At 67.8% G+C, this 19,985-nt stretch carries 20 protein-coding genes; 8 read left to right on the top strand and 12 right to left on the bottom strand.

Annotated features, from left to right (window positions below):
* Positions 1-26: 26 nt before the first annotated feature.
* From BMZ19_RS00755 to BMZ19_RS00715, 9 genes are all read right to left on the bottom strand, one after another.
* Positions 27-1,187 (bottom strand): D-alanyl-D-alanine carboxypeptidase family protein, encoded by a 1,161-nt coding sequence (locus tag BMZ19_RS00755; protein WP_090305379.1) that lies wholly within the window; start codon positions 1,185-1,187, stop codon positions 27-29.
* A gap of 62 nt (positions 1,188-1,249) precedes the next feature.
* Positions 1,250-2,278 carry a septal ring lytic transglycosylase RlpA family protein gene (locus tag BMZ19_RS00750; RefSeq protein ID WP_090305376.1) on the bottom strand — a complete coding sequence of 343 codons (1,029 nt, stop codon included), beginning with the start codon at positions 2,276-2,278 and terminating at the stop codon, positions 1,250-1,252.
* A 2-nt stretch (positions 2,279-2,280) separates the two neighbouring features.
* The gene (gene mltB / locus BMZ19_RS00745) at positions 2,281-3,282 is read right to left on the bottom strand and encodes a lytic murein transglycosylase B (RefSeq protein ID WP_212633190.1); all 1,002 of its coding nucleotides are present in this window, start codon (positions 3,280-3,282) and stop codon (positions 2,281-2,283) included.
* Between the two features lie 20 nt (positions 3,283-3,302).
* Complete coding sequence (rodA, locus tag BMZ19_RS00740) at positions 3,303-4,406, bottom strand: rod shape-determining protein RodA (protein WP_170847691.1); 1,104 nt, start codon at positions 4,404-4,406, stop codon at positions 3,303-3,305.
* A 31-nt stretch (positions 4,407-4,437) separates the two neighbouring features.
* The gene (mrdA, locus tag BMZ19_RS00735) at positions 4,438-6,357 is read right to left on the bottom strand and encodes a penicillin-binding protein 2 (protein ID WP_090305367.1); all 1,920 of its coding nucleotides are present in this window, start codon (positions 6,355-6,357) and stop codon (positions 4,438-4,440) included.
* Between the two features lie 15 nt (positions 6,358-6,372).
* Positions 6,373-6,840: a 23S rRNA (pseudouridine(1915)-N(3))-methyltransferase RlmH gene (gene rlmH / locus BMZ19_RS00730; RefSeq protein ID WP_090305363.1), complete on the bottom strand. Its 468-nt coding sequence runs from the start codon at positions 6,838-6,840 to the stop codon at positions 6,373-6,375.
* A 9-nt stretch (positions 6,841-6,849) separates the two neighbouring features.
* Positions 6,850-7,203 carry a ribosome silencing factor gene (gene rsfS, locus BMZ19_RS00725; RefSeq protein WP_090305359.1) on the bottom strand — a complete coding sequence of 118 codons (354 nt, stop codon included), beginning with the start codon at positions 7,201-7,203 and terminating at the stop codon, positions 6,850-6,852.
* Positions 7,204-7,213: 10 nt separating this feature from the next.
* On the bottom strand, positions 7,214-7,870 hold the full coding sequence (nadD, locus tag BMZ19_RS00720) for a nicotinate-nucleotide adenylyltransferase (RefSeq protein WP_090305356.1): 657 nt from the start codon (positions 7,868-7,870) through the stop codon (positions 7,214-7,216).
* A complete protein-coding gene (locus BMZ19_RS00715) occupies positions 7,870-9,132 on the bottom strand; it encodes a glutamate-5-semialdehyde dehydrogenase (RefSeq protein WP_090305353.1) in 1,263 nt (420 codons plus the stop codon). The genes nadD and BMZ19_RS00715 overlap by 1 nt, the downstream gene beginning before the upstream one ends.
* 132 nt (positions 9,133-9,264) lie before the next feature.
* On the opposite strand from BMZ19_RS00715, the gene BMZ19_RS00710 reads away from it, so the two are divergent.
* Both BMZ19_RS00710 and BMZ19_RS00705 read left to right on the top strand, forming a co-directional pair.
* Complete coding sequence (locus tag BMZ19_RS00710) at positions 9,265-9,984, top strand: DNA-3-methyladenine glycosylase (RefSeq protein WP_090305350.1); 720 nt, start codon at positions 9,265-9,267, stop codon at positions 9,982-9,984.
* On the top strand, positions 9,981-11,291 hold the full coding sequence (locus BMZ19_RS00705) for a bifunctional DedA family/phosphatase PAP2 family protein (protein ID WP_090305347.1): 1,311 nt from the start codon (positions 9,981-9,983) through the stop codon (positions 11,289-11,291). Before BMZ19_RS00710 ends, BMZ19_RS00705 begins: the two co-directional genes overlap by 4 nt.
* Before the next feature lie 11 nt (positions 11,292-11,302).
* Here BMZ19_RS00705 and BMZ19_RS00700 read toward each other — a convergent pair whose 3' ends face one another.
* A complete protein-coding gene (locus BMZ19_RS00700; protein WP_090305344.1) occupies positions 11,303-12,019 on the bottom strand; it encodes an LrgB family protein in 717 nt (238 codons plus the stop codon).
* The gene (locus tag BMZ19_RS00695) at positions 12,016-12,381 is read right to left on the bottom strand and encodes a CidA/LrgA family protein (protein WP_090305341.1); all 366 of its coding nucleotides are present in this window, start codon (positions 12,379-12,381) and stop codon (positions 12,016-12,018) included. The genes BMZ19_RS00700 and BMZ19_RS00695 overlap by 4 nt, the downstream gene beginning before the upstream one ends.
* Positions 12,382-12,531: 150 nt before the next feature.
* On the opposite strand from BMZ19_RS00695, the gene BMZ19_RS00690 reads away from it, so the two are divergent.
* Entirely contained in the window at positions 12,532-13,179 is a 648-nt protein-coding gene (locus BMZ19_RS00690; RefSeq protein ID WP_090305338.1) for an oxidoreductase, read from the top strand.
* Positions 13,180-13,294: 115 nt separating this feature from the next.
* A complete protein-coding gene (locus tag BMZ19_RS00685) occupies positions 13,295-13,681 on the top strand; it encodes a hypothetical protein (protein ID WP_090305335.1) in 387 nt (128 codons plus the stop codon).
* 80 nt (positions 13,682-13,761) lie between these two features.
* Here BMZ19_RS00685 and BMZ19_RS22320 read toward each other — a convergent pair whose 3' ends face one another.
* The gene (locus BMZ19_RS22320; protein ID WP_170847683.1) at positions 13,762-14,043 is read right to left on the bottom strand and encodes a hypothetical protein; all 282 of its coding nucleotides are present in this window, start codon (positions 14,041-14,043) and stop codon (positions 13,762-13,764) included.
* 256 nt (positions 14,044-14,299) lie between these two features.
* Here BMZ19_RS22320 and BMZ19_RS00675 point away from each other — a divergent pair, with 256 nt between their 5' ends.
* The 4 genes from BMZ19_RS00675 (at position 14,300) to BMZ19_RS00660 (ending at position 19,945) form a co-directional block, all read left to right on the top strand.
* Positions 14,300-15,676, top strand: coding sequence for an L-serine ammonia-lyase (locus BMZ19_RS00675; protein WP_090305329.1), 1,377 nt, complete (start codon positions 14,300-14,302; stop codon positions 15,674-15,676).
* 31 nt (positions 15,677-15,707) lie between these two features.
* The gene (locus BMZ19_RS00670) at positions 15,708-16,709 is read left to right on the top strand and encodes a GlxA family transcriptional regulator (RefSeq protein WP_090305326.1); all 1,002 of its coding nucleotides are present in this window, start codon (positions 15,708-15,710) and stop codon (positions 16,707-16,709) included.
* A 340-nt stretch (positions 16,710-17,049) separates the two neighbouring features.
* Positions 17,050-18,261, top strand: coding sequence for a M24 family metallopeptidase (locus BMZ19_RS00665; RefSeq protein WP_090305323.1), 1,212 nt, complete (start codon positions 17,050-17,052; stop codon positions 18,259-18,261).
* A 343-nt stretch (positions 18,262-18,604) separates the two neighbouring features.
* A complete protein-coding gene (locus BMZ19_RS00660) occupies positions 18,605-19,945 on the top strand; it encodes an MFS transporter (RefSeq protein WP_090305318.1) in 1,341 nt (446 codons plus the stop codon).
* Positions 19,946-19,985: the final 40 nt, after the last annotated feature.

Genomic DNA, 19,985 nt, shown 5'->3' with positions numbered 1-19,985 from the left:
CGGGGCGTCGCGCGCAGGTCAATGGGTCAGTTGAACAAACCATAGAAAAACAGTCGGATACTATCCCACACGCGGCGGAAGATACCACCCTCCTCGACGGCCTCGAGGGCCACCAGCGGCGCGCTGTGCAGGACCTGCTCGCCGAGGCGCACCTCGACCTTGCCGACTTCCTGGCCGGCAGCCACCGGTGCCTCGATCATCGGCTGCAGGGTCATGCTGGCCTGCAGTTTGTCCATCTGGCCGCGTGGCAGGGTCAGGGTCAGGTTCTCGGCCAGGCCGGCCTTGAGCTGACGCTCGGCGCCCTTCCACACCGGCGCCTGGGTCAGTTCGGCGCCCTTGGCGTAGAACTGGCGGGTCTCGAAGAAGCGGAAGCCGTAGGTCAGCAGCTTCTGGGTCTCGGCGGCGCGGGCCTGCTCGCTGTTGGTGCCGAACACCACCGCGATCAGGCGCTGACCTTCGCGCACCGCGGAGGCCACCAGACAGTAGCCGGCTTCGTCGGTGTGGCCGGTCTTCAGGCCGTCGACGGTCTTGTCGCGCCACAGCAGCAGGTTGCGGTTGGGCTGCTTGATGTTGTTCCAGAGGAATTCCTTCTGCGCGTAGATGGCGTAGTGCGCCGGATCCTCGTTGATGATCGCGCGGGCCAGCAGGGCCATGTCGCGGGGCGAGGAATGGTGCTCCGGATGCGGCAGACCGGTGGCGTTCATGAAGTGGCTGTTGGCCATGCCCAGGCGGGCGGCGGTGGTGTTCATCAGGTCGGCGAAGGCGTCCTCGCTGCCGGCGATGTGCTCGGCCACCGCGACGCTGGCGTCGTTGCCGGACTGGATGATGATGCCGTGCAGCAGGTCGCCCAGGGCCACCTGGGTGCCAACCTGGACGAACATCCGCGAGCCGCCGGTGCGCCAGGCGTGCTCGCTGATGGTGACCAGGTCCTTCTCGCTGATCTGGCCCTTGCGGATCTCCAGGGTGGCGATGTAGGCGGTCATCAGCTTGGTCAGGCTGGCCGGCGGCAGGCGCTCGTCGCCGCTCTGCTCGACCAGCACGCTGCCGCTGTCGGCATCCATCAGCAGCCAGGCCTTGGCGGCCAGTTGCGGCGGTGCCGGGACGACCTGCTCGGCCGCCCAGGCGCTGGGCATTGCGGTGAACAGGACTAGCAGGAACAGGCGGTGTACGAAGGTGGTGATGTTCATCCGTCTCTCGAATAGCGAAGTAGGTCAGTCAGGCCCCTGCGGGCATTACCACGAATGCGGCGTCAGTCCGGCCGCACCAGTCTCGGCTGGCCGAGGCTGGCCAGCCGCAAGGTGTCCTGCAGCTGCAGGACCTCATCCTGAGTGTCGATCGGCCCCAGCCGTACGCGGTGCAGCACCTGCTGGTTGTGCACGACCGAGCTGATAAACACCGGGGCAGTCCCCACCAGGCCGTTCAGCTTGGCCTTGAGGAGTTCCGCAGCGTCCGGGTTGGCGAAGGCGCCCACCTGGAGATACAGCCCAGCGGCTGGGACAGAAGCGTTTTTTTTTACCGCCAGCTCGACCGGCAGCACCGCGGCGGCATGCTGCGCCGGCGGTGGAGTATAGGTCTCGAGCGGTGCGGCGAGCGGCTGGGCCTGCGTGCGCACCCCGCCCGGTGCCGGCAGCGTCAGCGGCTTGCTGCTGCGCGGTGCGTTGCTGGCCAGCATCATCGGTACCGGGCGGCCCTGCTGGGCCCACCACTGGTGGGGGTCGATACCCTCGACCTTGACCCGCGCGGTACCGCTTTCGGCATAACCGAGCTTCTTCGCCGCGGCGAAGGACAGGTCGATGATGCGGTCGGAATAGAACGGCCCGCGGTCGTTGACCCGCAGGATCACGCTGCTGCCGTTGTCCAGATTGGTCACCTTGACGTAGCTGGGCAGCGGCAGGGTCTTGTGCGCGGCGGTCATGCCGTACAGGTCGAAGGTCTCGCCGTTGGCGGTGGCCTGGCCGTGGAACTTGGTGCCGTACCAGGAGGCGGTGCCGGTGGCTCGATAGCTGCGCGCATCGCTGATCGGGTAGTACGGCTTGCCGAACACCGTGTAGGGGCTGGCCTTGACCGGGCCGTTGTGCGGCATCGGCACGGCATCGGGGATGCGCGACACGTCGACGTCCCACCAGGGCGCGCCGTCGCGGTGCGGCCGGGCGTAGCTCGCCGGGCCGGAAATCCGTCCGTCGGCAGCGGACGGCTGCGGCGCCTGGGTCGAGCTGCAGCTGGCCAGCAGCAGGCTGGTCAACGCCAGGGCCAGCGGAGCAAGTGCGGTATGGCGCATGCTCAGGGCTCCTGACGCTGGGCCAGCAGCGCGGCAGACAGCTGGTGCACGGCCATGGCGTACATCACGCTGCGGTTGTAGCGGGTGATCACGTAGAAGTTGGGCAGGCCCATCCAGAACTCGTCGCCCTCGGCACCCTCGAGACGGAAGGCGGTCACCGCGTAGTTGTCGTCCACCGCATCCAGCGGCGTCCAGCCGAGCTGGCGCAGGTCGCCGACCGACTTGACCGGCTCCAGGCCCTCGGTCAGGCCGTCGGCGAAGCGGGTGCCGGAGATGCGCGCGCGGGTCACCACCGGGTCGCCGGCGACCCAGCCGTGGCGGTGGAAATAGCTGGCCACGCTGCCGATGGCGTCTACCGGGTTGTTCCAGATGTCGATGTGGCCGTCGCGGTCGAAGTCCACCGCGTAGGCGCGGAAGCTGCTCGGCATGAACTGCGGCAGGCCCATGGCGCCGGCGTAGGAGCCCTTGAGGGCCAGCGGGTCGACCTGCTGCTCGCGGGTCAGCAGGAGGAACTCGCGCAGCTCCTTGCGGAAGAAGTCGGCGCGCGGCGGATAGTCGAAGCCGAGGGTCGCCAGGGCGTCGATCACCCGCCAGTTGCCGGTGTTGCGACCGAAGAAGGTTTCCACGCCGATGATCGCCACGATCACCTGCGCCGGTACGCCGTACTCGCGCTCGGCGCGCGCCAGCGCCTCGGCATGGCGGTTCCAGAACTCCACGCCCTGGGCGATGCGCGCGTCGGTGATGAAGATCGGCCGGTATTCCTTCCACGGTTTGACCCGCTCGGCTGGCCGCGAGATCGCGTCGAGGATCGCCTGCTTGCGCTCGGCCCCGGCGAACATCTCGCGCAGCGAGGCCTCGGCGAAGCCATGCTCGCGGGTCATCTCGGCGATGAAGGCGTCGACCTGCGCCGCATTCTCGTAGGCTCCGGCCAGCCCCGGCGCGGCGCCGATCGCGCCGAGCAGCCCGATGGCCGACAGCCTCACCCACGCTCGCAGTTTGTGCATTGTGCTCTTCACTCTCGGCCTCAAACCTGGGCGATCCATTTGCGGTGCGTATGGATCGCCATCAAAATTCCAAATCCTGACATCAGCGTCACCAGCGAAGTTCCGCCGTAACTGATAAAAGGCAAGGGCACCCCCACCACCGGCAGCAGTCCGCTGACCATGCCGATGTTGACGAACACGTAGACGAAGAAGGTCAGGGTGATGCTGCCCGCCAGCAGTTTGCCGAACAACGTCTGCGCCTGCACGGTGATCACCAAGCCCCGGGCGATCAGCAGCAGGTAGACCAGCAGCAGCAGGCAGACGCCCACCATACCGAACTCTTCACTCAATACGGCAATGATAAAGTCCGTGTGACTTTCCGGCAAAAAGTCCAGGTGCGACTGGGTGCCGAACAGCCAGCCCTTGCCGAACACCCCGCCGGAGCCGATGGCCGCCTTGGACTGGATGATGTTCCAGCCGGTGCCCAGCGGGTCGCTTTCCGGATCGAGGAAGGTCAGCACCCGCTGCTTCTGGTAATCGTGCAGGACGAAGTACCACATGGCCACCGCGGTCGGCACCGCCGCCGCGATCACCCCGCCGATCCACCACCAGCGCAGACCGCCGATATAGAGGACGAAGGCGCCGGAGGCGAGGACCAGCATGGCGGTGCCGAGGTCCGGCTGCTTGAGAATCAGCACGAAGGGCACGCCGATCAGCGCCAGGGCGATGGCCAGGTGCTTGAAGCTGGGCGGCAGGCTGCGCCCGGACAGGTACCAGGCAATGGTGATCGGCATGAGCAGCTTCATAAACTCCGAGGGCTGGAAACGGATCACCCCGGGAATGTTGATCCAGCGCGTGGCGCCCATCGCCGTATAGCCGAAGAACTCCACCGCCAGCAGCAGCAGCACGCCCATGCCGTATGCCAGCGGCGCCCAGCGCGCCATCAAGCGCGGCTCGATCTGGGCGATGACGGTCATCGCCAGCAGGCCGATGCCGAACGAGGTGGCCTGCTTGAACAGCAGCCCCCAGTGCTTGCCGCCGGCCGACCAGAGGATGAACAGGCCGACGGCGCCCAGGGTCAGCAGCAGCAGTAGCAGGGGCCCGTCGATGTGCAGGCGCTGCAACAGGGTCGAGCGCCGGCGCAGCACGTCGTCACTGGATAGGGTGCGATCGAAATTACTGTTCACGGGGCACCTCTGCGGTCTGCGGCAGCGCGAATTCGGCCTTGAGCCGACCCTGCTCGTCGAGCAGCCAGGCATCCAGCACCTGCTTGGCCACCGGGCCGGCCACCCCGGAACCGGACTCGCCGTTCTCCACCATCACCGCCACAGCGATCTTCGGGTCATCGGCCGGGGCGAAGGCGACGAACAGGGCGTGGTCGCGGTGACGTTCGCGAACCTTGTTGCGGTCGTAGCGTTCGCCTTGGCGGATCGCCACCACCTGCGCCGTACCGCTCTTGCCGGCGATCCGGTAGGGCGAGCCGAGGCCGATCTTGCGGGCGGTGCCACGCTCGCCATGCACCACCTCGACCATGCCGTGGGTGACCTGATCCCAGTACCTGGGATCCTTGGCGACGATATTCGGCGGCGTCTCATCCGCCTCCAGCAGTTCTCTGGCTACCAGCTGTTCGGGGGTCATGCCGTCGGCATCCTTGAGCAGGCGCGGGCGCCGCCACTGACCGCGACTGGCGATCAGCGCGGTGGCCTGGGCCAACTGCAGCGGCGTGGTCAGCATGTAGCCCTGGCCGATGCCGGTGATCACCGTCTCGCCGGGATACCAGCCCTGGCGGCGGTTGACGCGCTTCCATTCACGCGAGGGCATCAACCCGGAGGCTTCCTCGAACAGGTCAAGGGACACCCGCTGGCCGAGGCCGAAGGCGCTCATGTAGTGGTGCAGGCGGTCGATGCCGAGCTTGATCGCCAGGTCGTAGAAGTAGGTGTCGTTGGAGCGCGCCAGGGCCAGGTCCAGGCTCACCCAGCCGTCGCCGCTGCGGTTCCAGTTGCGGTATTTGTGGGTGTTACCGGGCAGCTGGTAGAAGCCAGGGTCGTAGACCCGCGACGCCGCGTTGATCACCCCGGCGTCCAGCCCGGCCAGCGCCACCTGCGGCTTGATCGTCGAACCTGGCGGATACAGGCCGCGCAGCACGCGGTTGTACAGCGGCCGGTCAATGGAGTCGCGCAACGCGGCGTACTCCTTGAAGCCGATGCCGGTGACGAACAGGTTGGGGTTGTAGCTGGGCTGGCTGACCATCGCCAGCACCCCTCCGGTGGCCGGCTCGAGGGCGATGATCGCGCCACGCCGGCCGGCCAGCGCCGCCTCGGCGGCCTCCTGCAGCTTGAGATCGAGGTGCAGGGTGATGTCCTTGCCCGGCACCGGATCGGTGTGCTTGAGCACCCGCAACACGCGGCCGCGGGCGTTGGTCTCGACCTCTTCGTAGCCGACCTGGCCGTGCAGCAGGTCCTCGTAGAACTTCTCGGTACCGGTCTTGCCGATATGGTGGGTGCCGCTGTAGTCGACCGGATCGAGTTGCTTGAGCTCGCGCTCGTTGATCCGCCCGACGTAGCCGACCGAATGGGCGAAGTGCTCGCCCTGCGGGTAGTGGCGCACCAGCTGGGCGACCACGTCGACCCCCGGCAGGCGGAACTGGTTGACCGCGATGCGGGCGATCTGCTCCTCGCTCAGCTCGAACAGGATCGGCACCGGCTCGAACGGCCGGCGTCCCTGGCGCAGGCGCTTCTCGAACAGCGCACGCTCCTCCTCGCCCAGCCCCAGCACCTCGACGACGCTGTCGAGCACTTGCGGCCAGTCGCCGGCGCGCTCGCGGCTCACCGTCAGGCTGAAGCTCGGCCGGTTGTCGGCGATGATCACCCCGTTGCGGTCGTAGATCAGCCCGCGGGTCGGCGGCAGCGGCTGCACGTGGATGCGGTTGTTCTCGGCCAGCGTCGAGTGGTGCTCGTACTGGATCACCTGCAGGAAGTACATGCGCGCCACCAGCACACCGGTCAGCAGCAGCACGAAGATCGCGCCGACGACGGCGCGACTGCGCACCAGACGGGCGTCGCGTTCGTGGTCCTTGAGCTGGATCGGCTGCGGCATGGGCGGGGACGGGCGCTACTTGTGGTACGGATGGCCGGACAGCACGGTCCAGGCCCGGTAGATCTGTTCGCCGAGCAGCACGCGCACCAGCGGGTGCGGCAGGGTCAGTGGCGACAGCGACCAGCGCTGCTCGCTGCGCGCGCAGACCTCCGGCGCCAGCCCTTCCGGGCCGCCGACCATCAGGTTGACGGTGCGCGCGTCGAGGCGCCAGCGATCCAGCTCGACGGCCAGCTGCTCGGTGCTCCACGGCTTGCCGTGGACCTCGAGGGTGACCACCCGTTCGCCGGGCTGCACCCGCGCCAGCATCGCCTCGCCCTCCTGACGGATCAGGCGGGCAATGTCGGCGTTCTTGCCGCGGGTACTGAGCGGAATCTCCACCAGCTCGAGGGTCAGCTCCGGCGGCAGGCGCTTGACGTACTCCTGCCAGCCGTCCTCGACCCAGCGCGGCATGCGCGAGCCTACGGCAATCAGTCGGATGCGCATGCCCGCCGCTTACTCGTCAGCGTGCTGGGCGCGGCTCTGCTCGGCGCCCTGCCACAGGCGCTCGAGGTCGTAGAACTGGCGGGTGGCCGGCTGCATGACGTGCACCACCACGTTGCCGAGGTCGAGCAGGCCCCACTCGCCGCTGTCCAGGCCTTCGCTGCCGATCGGCTTGACGCCCTGCGCCTTGACCTTCTCCAGCACGGTGTCGGCCAGCGACTTGACGTGACGGCTGGAGCTACCCGAGGCGATCACCATGAAATCGGTGATGCTGGTCTTGTCGCGCACGTCGATGCTGGTGATGTCGGTGGCTTTCATGTCTTCCAGGGCGGCAATGACCACCTGGACCAGTTGTTCGGATTGCATTGTCAAATGTTCACTCTTGTGTCGAAGGGGTGGCACGGTACAGACCGTGCTCATGGATGTAGGCCAGCACCGCGTCGGGCACCAGAAAACGAACGGAGCGAGCACCGGCCAGGCGCTCGCGGATCTGCGTGGCGGAAATCGCCAGTGGCATCTGCCAGACGAAGGCGATCTGCCCGGCCGGGCCCTTGAGCGCCTGAGGATCGGCCACGCTGCGCGCGGCCAGCAGGTCGCGCAGCATCTCCGGCGCGTCGCTGTCGGCGTCCGGCCGCTGCAGCACCAGAATGTGGCAGTGGTCGAGCAGTTCCTGCCAGCGATGCCAGGTCGGCAGACCGCAGAAGGCGTCCCAGCCGACCAGCAGCAGCAACTGGACGTCGGCGCCCAGCTCGGCGCGCAGCGACTCCAGGGTATCGATGGTCCACGACGGCTTGTCGCGCCACAGCTCGCGGTCATCCACCACCAGCGGCGGAACGCCGTCCACCGCCAGGCGCACCATGTCCAGACGCGCCTGCGCGCTGACCTGCGGCGTACCGCGGTGCGGCGGGCGGGCGCTGGGAATCAGGCGCAGCTCGTCGAGGGCGAACTGTTCGGCCACCTCCAGCGCGGCGCGCAGGTGGCCGATGTGGATGGGGTCGAAGGTGCCACCGAGCAGACCGATGCGTTGGGTCATCAGCCGCGCACGTGACCGTCGCCGATCACCACGTACTTCTCGCAGGTCAGGCCTTCCAGGCCGACCGGACCGCGGGCGTGCAGCTTGTCGGTGGAAATGCCGATCTCGGCACCCAGGCCGTATTCGAAGCCGTCGGCGAAGCAGGTCGGTGCGTTGAGCATCACCGAGCTGGAATCCACCTCGGCGAGGAAGCGCCGGGCCTGGCCCTGGTGTTCGGTGACGATCGCATCGGTGTGGTGCGAGCCGTAGTGGTTGATGTGCTCGATGGCCTGATCCAGGCCGTCGACCACGCGGATCGACAGGATCGCCGCGAGGTATTCGGTGTGCCAGTCTTCCTCGGTCGCTTCCAGCACATCCGCAACGATGGCGCGAGTGCGTGCGCAGCCGCGCAGTTCGACGCCCTTGTCACGGAACTGGGCAGCCATCTTCGGCAGGAATTCGGCGGCCACGCACTGGTCGACCAGCAGGGTCTCCATCGCGCCGCAGATGCCGTAGCGGTGGCACTTGGCGTTGAAGGCCACGCGCTGCGCCTTGTCCAGCTCGGCATGGGCGGCGACGTAGACGTGGCAGATGCCGTCGAGGTGCTTGATCACCGGCACCCGCGCGTCGCGGCTGATGCGCTCGATCAGACCCTTGCCGCCGCGCGGCACGATGACGTCGACGAACTCGGGCATGGCGATCAGCGCGCCGACGGCGGCGCGGTCGGTGGTTTCCACCACCTGCACGCAGGCCGGCGGCAGACCGGCTTCGGCCAGGCCCTGCTGGATGCAGGTGGCGACGGCGCGATTGGAATGGATCGCCTCGGAGCCGCCGCGCAGGATGGTGGCGTTGCCGGACTTCAGGCACAGGCTGGCGGCGTCGATGGTCACGTTGGGCCGCGACTCGTAGATGATGCCGATCACGCCCAGCGGCACGCGCATCTTGCCGACCTGGATGCCGGACGGCCGGTAGCTCATGTCGCGGATCGCGCCGACCGGATCGGGCAAGCTGGCGACCTGGCGCAGGCCCTCGATCATGCCGTCGATGCGCGCCGGGGTCAGCGCCAGACGGTCGAGCAGCGCGGCGTCGAGACCATTGGTGCGGCCATTGGCCAGGTCCTGCTCGTTGGCGGCCAGCAGGGCGGCGCGCGCGGCATCGAGGGCGCGCGCAGCAGCCAGCAGGGCGTTGTTCTTCTGCGCGGTAGTGGCGCGCGCGGTGACGCGCGAAGCTTCGCGTGCGGCGCGACCCAGGCGGGTCATGTAGTCGAGTACGGACTCGGTCATGGTCTCGGCGATCCGGCGTCTGGAAAAAGTCGCTGATTATAGCCCCGCCACCATGGCCACGCCCAGCGCCGCGGACAGCCGGGCGCACCGTCCGCTTGCTATGCTGGCCGAAATTCCCTGTCAGTTGCCCCCATGCCGCCCACCATCTCCCCATCCCGCCTGCCCTGGCCCGGCGCCCGGCCACTGGCGGACGCCTTCTTCGACCGCGACGCCTGCCTGGTCGCCCGCGAACTGCTCGGCAAGGTGATCCGCCACCGGGTCGACGGGCTGTGGCTGAGCGCGCGGATCATCGAGACCGAGGCCTACTACCTGGCCGAACGGGGCAGCCATGCTTCGCTGGGTTACACGGAAAAGCGCCGAGCACTGTTCCTCGATGGCGGGCATATCTACATGTACTACGCCCGCGGCGGCGACTCGCTGAACTTCAGCGCCCACGGCGCGGGCAACGCGGTGCTGATCAAGTCCGCCCTGCCCTGGCAGGATGCGCTCAGCGGCGCCGCCGCGCTGGCGCGCATGCAAGCCAACAACCCCGACCGCCAGGGCCGCCCACGCCCGGCGGAAAAGCTCTGCGCCGGGCAGACCCTGCTGTGCCGCGCCCTCGGCCTCAAGGTGCGCGAGTGGGATGGCCAGCGCTTCGACTGGCAACGGCTGTTCGTCGAGGATGTCGGCGAGCGGCCGGCGCAGATCGTGCAGACCACCCGCTTGGGCATTCCGCTTGGGCGCGACGAGCACCTGCCATACCGCTTCGTCGACGTTGCCTGCGCCCGCCACTGCACGCGCAACCCGCTGCGCCGCGGCCAGCGCGAAGGAACGGACTTCCAGCTGATCGACGTCAAGGAGCAAGACCCATGAGCCAGTGGCTCGATCCCCTCACCGCCTGGCTGGGCACTCATCCCCAGTGGCTGGGCCTGGCCATCTTCCTGATCGCCTGCATCGAATGTCTGACCATCGTCGGCCTGCTGATCCCCGGCGTCGTGCTGCTGTTCGCCGTCGCCGCCCTGGCCGGCGGAGGTGCCCTCGAGCTGTGGCCAACCCTGCTGCTCGGCTACGCTGGCGGTCTGCTCGGCGATGCGCTGTCCTACGCCCTCGGCCGCCGCTTCCATCAGGACATCCGCCGACTGCCCTTCCTGCGCCAGCACCCGGAATGGCTGGCCCAGGCCGAGTTCTACTTCCAGCGCTATGGCGTCGCCAGCCTGTTGGTCGGCCGCTTCATCGGCCCGCTCAGGCCGATGCTGCCGACCGTCGCCGGCATGCTCGACATGCCGCTGCTGCGCTTCATCGCCGTCAGCCTGCTGGCCGCCGCGGCCTGGGCGGTGGCCTACCTGCTGCCCGGCTGGCTGACCGGCGCCGCCCTGCGTCTGCCGCTGCCGGATGGCTTCTGGTGGCAGGCCGGTCTGCTCGGCGGCGCCCTGACGGCACTGCTCGGCCTGACCGCCCAGACCAGTCTGCGCGAGCGGCGGGCGGCGGCACCGCTGGCCGCCGCACTGAGCGCGACCCTGCTGCTCGCCCTGTTCGTCGGCTGGCGTCATTTCGCCGTGCTCGACCAGGCGCTGCTCGAGCTGCTGCAGGGGCTGCGCAGCCTTGAACTGGACGCCTGGATGGCGCAACTGACCCGCCTCGGCGACGTCACCGTGCAGCTCGGTGCCGCCCTGCTGCTCGGCCTGCTGTTGCTGGCGGCCCGCCAGTGGCGCGCGCTGCTGTTCGCCACCCTGTGCCTGGGCGGCAGCGCACTGGCCAATCAGGCGCTCAAGCTGCTGTTCGCCCGCCCCCGTCCGGACATCCTGCTGCAGCCGCTGGACAGCTTCAGCCTGCCCAGCGGCCACAGCTCGGCGGCTTTCGCCTTCTGTCTGGTGCTCGGCGTGCTCGCCGGCCGCGGCGCACTGGCACGCATTCGTCTCGGCTGGCTGCTGCTGGCCAGCCTGCCGGCCATCGCCATCGCCATCTCACGGATCTACCTGGGCGTGCACTGGCCGACCGACGTGCTGGCAGGCGCCCTGCTGGCCGGCAGCATCTGCGCGCTCAGCCTGTTGCTGGTGCAGCGCCACACACCGCTGCCCGCACTTGGCCAGCTCCTGTGGTGGACACTGGCACCACTCCTGCTGCTCGGCGCTCTGTTAGCTGTCCACAGCGCCGCTGGCAGCGTGCTTTATCGCTACTGAAGCGCGCCCGCTCAGGCGACCATGGCCACCACCAGCGGCAGCAGGATCGCCGTGGCGCCGCCCATCAGGCTCATCGCCAGGGCCGAGAAGGCGCCGGTTTCCTCGCCCTCCTGCAGCGCCTGGGCAGTCCCCACCGCGTGGGCGGTGATGCCCAGTGCCATGCCGCGCGCCGCCGGGCTGCGTACGCCGATGCCGGTCAGCAGTCCGGGACCGAAGATCGCCCCGATCACCCCGACGATCAGCACGAACACCGCCGCCAGCGCGGCGATGCCGCCGAGCTGCTCGGCGATCAGCATGGCGATCGGCGAGGTCACCGACTTGGGCAGCACGGTCATCTGCATCACGTGGTCGGCGCCGAACAGCCAGGCGAAACCGATGCCCAGCGCGGTAGCCAGGCTGCCGGCCAGCGCCAGGGTCAGCAGGGTCGGCCAGAGCAGCTGGCGGATGCGCCTGAGGTTGAGGAACAGCGGGATGGCCAGGGCCACCGTGGCCGGACCGAGGAACACCGAAAGCATGCTCACGCTGGCGCGATACTCGGCGTAGTCGATGCCGCACAGCAGCAGCACAGCGACCACCAGGGTCATCGACAGCAGCACCGGCTGCAGGAACACCCAGCGGGTACGTTCGAACAGCGCCAGGGCCAGCTGGTAGGCGCCGAGGGTGATGCCGAAGCCGAACAGTGGATGATCGAGGATCGCCTGCAGGGCTGCAGTCAAAGTGCCACTCATGCCTTGCCCTCCTCGCGGCGCTGCTGGCGGTCGATCAGCCTCTGCATCAGCCAGCCGGCAAACAGCATGGCTAGCAGCGTCGACAGCACCAGGGTGCCGGCCAGCGCCCAGAAATCGGCGGCGATCGCCCCAGCGTAGGCCATCACCCCCACCGCTGGCGGCACCAGCAGCAGCGGCAGGTAGCGCAGCAGGGCACCGCCCGCCTCGCCGACCGGCGCCGGCACCTCGCCGCGCCAGACCAGGAAGGCGAACAGCAGCAGCATGCCGATGATCGGCCCCGGCAGCATCGGCAACAGCAGCACATTCAGCCCCGTGCCCAGCAGCTGGAACAGCACCAGCCAGCTAATACCTCGCAACAGCATCGCAACACCTCCATGAACTCGGCCGCATTATAGAGCCGCCAACACCAATTACACTTGGGTCGACTTGACCACAGCCGATTGCCCATGCTGATCTAGAGACATGAGCGCGCGACCAGCGCGGGCAAGCATAACAAGCAGAACGAGCAGCCCATGCCGCACACCAACAGTCCCCGCAACCTGCTTATTCTCGGCGCCAGTGGTCTGACCGGCGAGCACCTGCTCGACCGTGTGCTCAGCGAACCCACCATCCAGCGGGTACTGGCCCCCAGCCGTCGCCCGCTATCGACGCACCCTCATCTGGAAAACCCGCGCGGCAACCTGCTGGAAATCCTCCAGCAGCTGCAGGGTCCGATCGACACCGTGTTCTGCTGCCTGGGCACCACCCTGCGCCAGGCCGGCTCCGAATCGGCCTTCCGCGCCATCGACCACGACCTGGTGATCGCCTGCGCCCAGCGCGCGCGCGAACTGGGCGCCCGCCACTTCGTGGTGCTCAGCTCGCTGGGCGCCGATCCTCACTCGCGCGTGCTCTACAGCCGGGTCAAGGGCGAGATGGAAGAAGCCCTCAAGGCCCAGAACTGGCCACAACTGACCATCGCCCGCCCCTCGCTGCTGCTCGGCGAGCGCTGCCAGCGGCGCCCGCTCGAACAGGTCACCGCACCACTGGCACGCGTATTGCTTGGAAAGTGGCGTGCCATTTCCGTATGCACGCTGGCGCGGGCCCTTTGGCGCCTGGCACTGGAAGAGGGACAGGGCATACGCATCGTCGAGTCCGACGAACTGCGCCGCCTGGGCCGCTAGAGGCCGCCAGCGCCATCGAGTTGTCACAACCGGCCGCTACTCTGCCCGGCGCAACACCGCAAGCCGCGACTACAGCGGCACATAAAAAGATGGATTCTTACCAAGGGGACACCACATGACCAATTTCACACCCTGGATCGAACAAGGACTGCGCGGTATTGCCGTCATCGAGGCGCAACGCTGCTGGCTGACTCAGCTGGCGGAAACCCTCAGTGCACGCCTGCAGCTGAACAGCGCCCAGCAAGCGGTCGGCGACTGCCTCACGCAGCTGATGAGCGGTCTGCTGCAATCACTGGTCAGCGAGGAGGAAGCCTTTGTCGAGCTGGGCAGCCCGATCGACGACGCCCACCTCGCCGAACACAACGCGCTGTGCCTGGAAGTGCTCGAGATGATCAAGCGCCACGAGCGTGGCGAGCTGGTCGGCCTGCAGCTGCTGCAGCGCCTGCAGGACTGGCTGAGCCAGCACTGCGACGGCACCCCGCACCGCGCCGTCCTGCACTGAGGCGCCGGCCGCCGACGGCGGCAGCGCCCTCGCACTTCCTCACCGACCAACGAGCCCGCGCCACGGGCTCATGGCTGCGCTCAGCGCGCGCCGGGGCGCTTGCCGCTCGGTTTCTTCCTGCCCTTGCTCCACGCCATGCCGCCATTGCTGGCCCGCGGCGGCAGGCCGTTGTACTGGGTCGGCAGCGGCTTGCCGGCGGCCCCGCCAACCTTCTTTCTGCCCAGCGGCCGGCGAAAGCGGGTAGGCCTCTGGCCACTCAGCTGTTCAAAAAACAGCCAACCGAGCGCAGGCCCCGCCGCCTCAAGCCTGCAGCGATCGCCGCACAAGTTGTCCACAGACTGCCGCACCGAAACTGTGTCCAATCGCACGGGTCCTCCGGCGGTCGCCGCTCGAAATTTGCGCAAGCACTGGAAAACCGCGACATGCCAGGGATCCAGGCGGCTGCCGACAAGTTATTCACAGCCCTGTTCACTGCCCATGTGAACAACTTCCACAACCGCCCTGCGGACAACCAAGCAGGGCGAATGCGGACACTTTCGCGTCGAACCTGGACAGTTGTTCCGCGCCGCCGCCACAGACAATCAGCCGCAACCCGCGTCATCGGTTAAGGAGTCCGTCATGGCCATCAGCGTGTTCGACCTGTTCAAGATCGGTATCGGCCCGTCCAGCTCGCATACCGTCGGCCCCATGCGCGCCGCCGCCCTGTTCGTTGGCGCCCTGCGCGAGCGCCGCCTGCTTGAGCGCATCACCCGCGTCGAGGTGCGCCTGTACGGCTCGCTGTCAGCCACCGGCGTCGGCCACGGCAGCGACCGCGCGGTGATCATGGGCCTGATGGGCGAATGGCCCGACCTCATCGATCCGGCCAGCATCGCCCCGCGCATCGACGAACTGCTCGCCTCCGGCGAGCTGATGCTCGGCGGCCAGCAGCCGGTGCCCTTCGACTGGGCGCGCGACATGCGCCTGCTCGACGAGAACCTGCCCTACCATCCCAACGCCATGACCCTGATCGCCTGGGGCGAGGACCGCGAACTGCGCCAGGACACCTACTACTCGGTGGGCGGCGGCTTCGTGGTCGATGCCGAGCAGGCCACCGCCGGCCAGCTCGACCGGGACCAGTCGGTGCTGCCCTACAACTTCTCCAGCGCCGACGAACTGCTGCGGCTGTGCCGCCAGCACGGACTGCGCGTTTCCGAACTGATGCTGGCCAACGAGAAGGTCTGGCGCAGCGAGGCCGAGATCCGCACCGGCCTGCTCAAGCTGTGGAGCGTGATGCAGGAGTGCGTGGCCAACGGCCTCAAGCACGAGGGTCTGCTCCCCGGCGGCCTCAAGGTACTGCGCCGCGCCGCGCGCCTGCACCGCAGCCTGCAGGAGATTGGCAAGCCCAACGTGATCGGCTCGACCCTGTCGGCGATGGAGTGGGTCAACCTTTACGCCCTGGCGGTCAACGAGGAGAACGCCGCTGGCGGGCGCATGGTCACCGCGCCCACCAACGGCGCGGCCGGGATCATCCCGGCGGTGCTGCATTACTACATGCGTTTCAACCCCGAGGCGTGCGAGGACGACGTGGTCAACTACCTGCTCGCTGCAGCGGCAGTGGGCGTCCTGTGCAAGAAGAACGCATCGATCTCCGGTGCCGAGGTCGGCTGCCAGGGCGAGGTCGGTTCGGCCTGCGCGATGGCCGCGGCCGGTCTCGCCGAGGTGCTCGGCGCCACCCCGGGACAGCTGGAAAACGCCGCCGAGATCGGCCTGGAGCACAATCTCGGGCTGACCTGCGACCCGGTCGGCGGGCTGGTGCAGATACCGTGCATCGAACGCAACGCCATCGCCGCAGTGAAGGCGATCAACGCCGCGCAGATGGCCTTGCGCGGCGACGGCGAGCACTTCATCTCGCTGGATCGGGTTATCCGCACCATGCGTGACACCGGTGCCGACATGCACGACAAGTACAAGGAGACTTCGCGCGGCGGCCTGGCGGTCAGCGCCATCGAGTGTTGATGCCCGCGCCCCTGTTCAGGAGAACCGCCCCATGACCGCCATGCCAAACCGGGCGCCCGAGCCACGCCCCCTGGAGTCCATCGCCTTCCTGCTGGTCGAGCACTTCAGCCTGGTCGCCCTGGCGGCAGCGGTCGAGCCGCTGCGAATGGCCAACCAATTGAGCGGCCGCGACCTGTTCCACTGGCACACCCTAACCCTTGACGGTCGCCCGGTGCGCGCCAGCAACGGCATGCTGGTTTCCCCGGACGGCGCCGCGCGCGGCCAGGCTGCGGCAGATGCACTGATCCTCTGCGGCGGCGAGGGCACGGGCGGGCACGACGACCCGGCGCACACCCGCCTGCTGCGCGAGCAGGCCGCCCGCGGTGTGCACCTCGGTGCACTCGGTACAGGCAGCTGGACGCTGGCACACGCCGGCCTGCTCGACGGCTACCACTGCAGCAGCTGGGAGTTCCGACCGGACCTGCACACGGACTTCCCGGCCATCTCCCTCAGCCCGCGGCACTTCGTCCTCGACCGCGACCGCTACACCGCGGTCGGTGGCACCGCCGGGCAGGCGATGATGCTGCAGCTGATCGGACGCAGCCACGGCGCCGAGCTGATGGCGGCGATCGACGAAACCCTGGCCTTCGCCCACTTGCCTGCCGATCCGGCCGACCCACGGCTGGCGCCGGTGCGGCTGCGCGGCATCGGTCATCCCAAGCTCGCGGTAGTGATCCCGCTGATGGAGAACAACCTCGAGAAACCCATCGAACTCGAGCTGTTGGCCGGTTACATCGCGTTGTCGCGACGCCAGCTGGAGCGGCTGTTCCAGAAACACCTGAACTGCTCGCCGTCGCGCTACTACCTCAAGCTACGCCTGCTGCGTGCCCGCCAGCTGCTCAAGCAGACCGACCAGCCCATCATCGCGGTGGCCCGCAGCTGCGGATTCCTCTCGGCGCAGAGCTTTTCGCGCTGCTATCGCGAGCACTTCGGCATCCCGCCCAGCACCGAGCGCCCGACCAGTCCGCACGCGGACCACCCGCTCCTACACTGATCCCGCGTTCACCCACCCTCGGGCCCGCCCGTGCAGACCGCACGGTCCGGGCCTTTTTTTGCAGCGCGCGCCCCGCCCCGGCAGGAAGCCGTACGGACGCCGCATGCTGCACGCCTGTCATCTAGTGGCGAGGGCGCCCTTCCCTGCGCTATACCGACGGCCATTTTTCCGACGCCAAGCATGCCCGCGGGGAAGTCTACCCGCCGGCCAACGACAGCGGATCCGATCAACTTCAGGTCGGAAACGTGCAAAAACCAACCGGTTGGCTCTGTTGCAATGCAATCCAACGGCACGCCAGAACCGGCGCGTCGTCCACACAACGATCACAAGGATTCACGCCATGCAGATGCCCAAAACCATCCGGATCCGGAACGGCGAAAAGGTCAAGTCGACGTTCTCCGTCCAGGAATACGCCAACCGCCAGGCCAAGCTGCGCGCCCATCTGGCGGCGGAAAACCTCGATGCGGCGATCTTCACCTCGTACCACAACATCAACTACTACAGCGACTTCCTGTACTGCTCGTTCGGCCGCCCCTACGCCCTGGTGGTGACCCAGGACGCCGTGGTCAGCATCAGCGCCAACATCGACGGCGGCCAGCCATGGCGCCGCACCCAGGGTACCGACAACATCGTCTACACCGACTGGCAGCGCGATAACTACTTCGTCGCCATCCAGCAGGCGCTGCCCAGGGCCCGCCGCATCGGCATCGAGTTCGACCACCTGAACCTGCAGAACCGCGACAAGCTGGCCGCCCGCTATCCGGACGCCGAGCTGGTCGACGTCGCCGCGCAGTGCATGCGCATGCGCATGATCAAGTCCGCCGAGGAGCACGTGATGATCCGCCACGGCGCGCGCATCGCCGACATCGGCGGTGCCGCGGTGGTCGAGGCGCTGCGTGACCAGGTGCCGGAATACGAAGTGGCCCTGCACGCCACCCAGGCCATGGTCCGCGCCATCGCCGATACCTTCGAGGACGTCGAGCTGATGGACACCTGGACCTGGTTCCAGTCCGGCATCAACACCGACGGCGCGCACAACCCGGTGACCACCCGCAAGGTGAACAAGGGCGACATCCTCAGCCTGAACTGCTTCCCGATGATCGCCGGCTACTACACCGCGCTGGAGCGCACCCTGTTCCTCGATCACTGCTCCGACGACCACCTGCGCCTGTGGCTGGCCAACGTCGAGGTGCACGAGGCCGGCCTCAAGCTGATCAAGCCGGGCATGCGCTGCTGCGACATCGCCAAGGAGCTGAACGAGATCTTCCTCAGCCACGACCTGCTGCAGTACCGCACCTTCGGCTACGGCCACTCCTTCGGTACCCTCAGCCACTACTACGGCCGCGAGGCCGGGCTGGAACTGCGCGAGGACATCGACACCGTGCTGGAACCGGGCATGGTGGTATCCATCGAGCCGATGATCATGCTGCCCGAGGGCCTGCCGGGCGCCGGCGGCTACCGCGAGCACGACATCCTGATCGTCACCGAGAACGGCGCCGAGAACATCACCAAGTTCCCCTACGGCCCGGAGAAAAACATCATCCGCAAGTAACCCACAGAAGCGGCGGGCGCCAGGGTCGGCCTGTCGCCCCGCCGTTACGACCGGCTCGGTCCGGTCGTCTGCGGCACCCCACCCAGAAGGAGAATACACAACAACACTCAGCGGCGACCGCCAGGGCCAGGCCCGACGCCCTCCGCCACACATGAACTACCAGCTGCCGAACAATCCATTACAAAACAACAGAGGTGTGGGCGATGGTCAGGTTAAACTGCAGCACTCTCCGCCACGGAGAGCGCCACGCGACATGTGCAGTGAACGAACAGGGTGACCCGAGGCGGCCACCAGTTGAGGCGACAGGGATCGAAACGGGCCAGCCAGCCTGCGGAGGTGCCCGATGAGCACGCTCAACGATTCCTTGGTCTACGGACAGCCCAGCCGTAGCGAAACCGCAGCCGAACGCAGCACCCTGCGCCGCGCCGCCACCGCCAGCTTCATGGGCAACTTCGTCGAATGGTTCGACTACGCCGCCTACGGCTACCTGGCGGCGGTGATCGCGGTGGTGTTCTTCCCGGCGACCGACAAGACCACCGGCCTGCTGGCCACCTTCGCGGTTTTCGCCATCTCCTTCATCGTCCGCCCGATCGGCGGCATCGTCTGGGGCCACATCGGCGACCGCTACGGCCGGCGCAACGCCCTGTCGCTGTCGATCCTGATCATGTCCGGCTCGACCTTCTGCATCGCCTTTCTGCCCACCTACGCCCAGGTGGGCATGCTCGCCCCGCTGCTGCTCCTGCTGATCCGCCTGGTGCAGGGCTTCTCTGCCTCCGGCGAGTACGCCGGCGCGGCGGCCTTCCTCGCCGAGTACGCCCCGGACCACAAGCGCGGCTTCTACACCTGCCTGGTGCCGGCCAGCACCGCCGCCGGCCTGCTGTTCGGCTCGCTGTTCGCCGCCGGCCTCTACTCCCAGCTCGACAGCGAACAGCTGCACAGCTGGGGCTGGCGCCTGCCGTTCCTGCTCGCCGCACCGCTGGGCCTGATCGGCCGCTACATCCGCCTGCACCTAGAGGACACCCCGAAGTTCCGCGAGATGGAAAAGGCCCTGGAGCACAAGGCGACCAAGCACAGGGCGCCGATCGGCGAGCTGCTCGGCGTGCACCGCAAGCGCGTGCTGGTGGCCATCGGCGTCACCTGTCTCAACGCGGTGGCCTTCTACCTGATCCTCAGCTATATGCCCACCTACCTGTCCACCGAGATGGGCATGACCGAGACCGACTCGTTCCTCGCCTCTACGGTATCGCTGGCCACCTACATCGTCTTCATCTTCCTGATGGGCATGCTGTCCGATCGCTTCGGCCGCAAGACCATGCTGATCGCCGCCTCGCTGCTGTTCCTCGCCGTCACCGTGCCGCTGTTCAGCGCGCTGCAGGACCAGACCTTCGCCTTCATCCTGCTGATCCAGATCGCCTTCGGCTTGATGCTGGCGATGAACGACGGCACCCTGCCGTGCTTCCTCGCCGAGGTGTTCCCCACCCGCGTGCGCTACAGCGGCTTCGCCTTCAGCTTCAATACCGCGAACGCGCTGTTCGGCGGCACCGCGCCATTCATCGCCACCTGGCTGATCAGCCAGACCGGCGACAAGATGGCGCCGGCCTGGATGCTGGTAGCCGCCGCGGGGGTGGCGCTGCTGGCGATGCTGTGCATCCGCGAGACCGCCCACCAGGCGCTGAGCGACTGAAAAACGGGATCCTGCCAACTTCGGGTCGGATTCGTGCAAA

The sequence above is a fragment of the Pseudomonas linyingensis genome (genome assembly GCF_900109175.1).
Taxonomy (GTDB): Bacteria; Pseudomonadota; Gammaproteobacteria; order Pseudomonadales; family Pseudomonadaceae; genus Geopseudomonas; species Geopseudomonas linyingensis.
The sequence above is the reverse complement of the archived record's forward strand: the minus strand, read 5'-3'. Positions and strand labels throughout refer to the sequence as shown.

What these genes read in the sequence shown, in the direction of transcription:
- BMZ19_RS00705 (WP_090305347.1), top strand. Translation starts at nt 9,981, where the DNA reads ATGAGCCAGTGGCTCGATCCCCTCACCGCCTGGCTGGGCACTCATCCC.
- BMZ19_RS00685 (WP_090305335.1), top strand. Translation starts at nt 13,295, where the DNA reads ATGACCAATTTCACACCCTGGATCGAACAAGGACTGCGCGGTATTGCC.
- BMZ19_RS00750 (WP_090305376.1), bottom strand. Translation starts at nt 2,278, where the DNA reads ATGCGCCATACCGCACTTGCTCCGCTGGCCCTGGCGTTGACCAGCCTG.
- mrdA (WP_090305367.1), bottom strand. Translation starts at nt 6,357, where the DNA reads ATGCCGCAGCCGATCCAGCTCAAGGACCACGAACGCGACGCCCGTCTG.
- rlmH (WP_090305363.1), bottom strand. Translation starts at nt 6,840, where the DNA reads ATGCGCATCCGACTGATTGCCGTAGGCTCGCGCATGCCGCGCTGGGTC.
- BMZ19_RS00700 (WP_090305344.1), bottom strand. Translation starts at nt 12,019, where the DNA reads ATGAGTGGCACTTTGACTGCAGCCCTGCAGGCGATCCTCGATCATCCA.
- BMZ19_RS00690 (WP_090305338.1), top strand. Translation starts at nt 12,532, where the DNA reads ATGCCGCACACCAACAGTCCCCGCAACCTGCTTATTCTCGGCGCCAGT.
- BMZ19_RS00670 (WP_090305326.1), top strand. Translation starts at nt 15,708, where the DNA reads ATGACCGCCATGCCAAACCGGGCGCCCGAGCCACGCCCCCTGGAGTCC.
- BMZ19_RS00660 (WP_090305318.1), top strand. Translation starts at nt 18,605, where the DNA reads ATGAGCACGCTCAACGATTCCTTGGTCTACGGACAGCCCAGCCGTAGC.
- BMZ19_RS00665 (WP_090305323.1), top strand. Translation starts at nt 17,050, where the DNA reads ATGCAGATGCCCAAAACCATCCGGATCCGGAACGGCGAAAAGGTCAAG.
- BMZ19_RS00695 (WP_090305341.1), bottom strand. Translation starts at nt 12,381, where the DNA reads ATGCTGTTGCGAGGTATTAGCTGGCTGGTGCTGTTCCAGCTGCTGGGC.
- nadD (WP_090305356.1), bottom strand. Translation starts at nt 7,870, where the DNA reads ATGACCCAACGCATCGGTCTGCTCGGTGGCACCTTCGACCCCATCCAC.
- BMZ19_RS00715 (WP_090305353.1), bottom strand. Translation starts at nt 9,132, where the DNA reads ATGACCGAGTCCGTACTCGACTACATGACCCGCCTGGGTCGCGCCGCA.
- rsfS (WP_090305359.1), bottom strand. Translation starts at nt 7,203, where the DNA reads ATGCAATCCGAACAACTGGTCCAGGTGGTCATTGCCGCCCTGGAAGAC.
- BMZ19_RS00755 (WP_090305379.1), bottom strand. Translation starts at nt 1,187, where the DNA reads ATGAACATCACCACCTTCGTACACCGCCTGTTCCTGCTAGTCCTGTTC.
- BMZ19_RS00710 (WP_090305350.1), top strand. Translation starts at nt 9,265, where the DNA reads ATGCCGCCCACCATCTCCCCATCCCGCCTGCCCTGGCCCGGCGCCCGG.
- mltB (WP_212633190.1), bottom strand. Translation starts at nt 3,282, where the DNA reads ATGCACAAACTGCGAGCGTGGGTGAGGCTGTCGGCCATCGGGCTGCTC.
- BMZ19_RS00675 (WP_090305329.1), top strand. Translation starts at nt 14,300, where the DNA reads ATGGCCATCAGCGTGTTCGACCTGTTCAAGATCGGTATCGGCCCGTCC.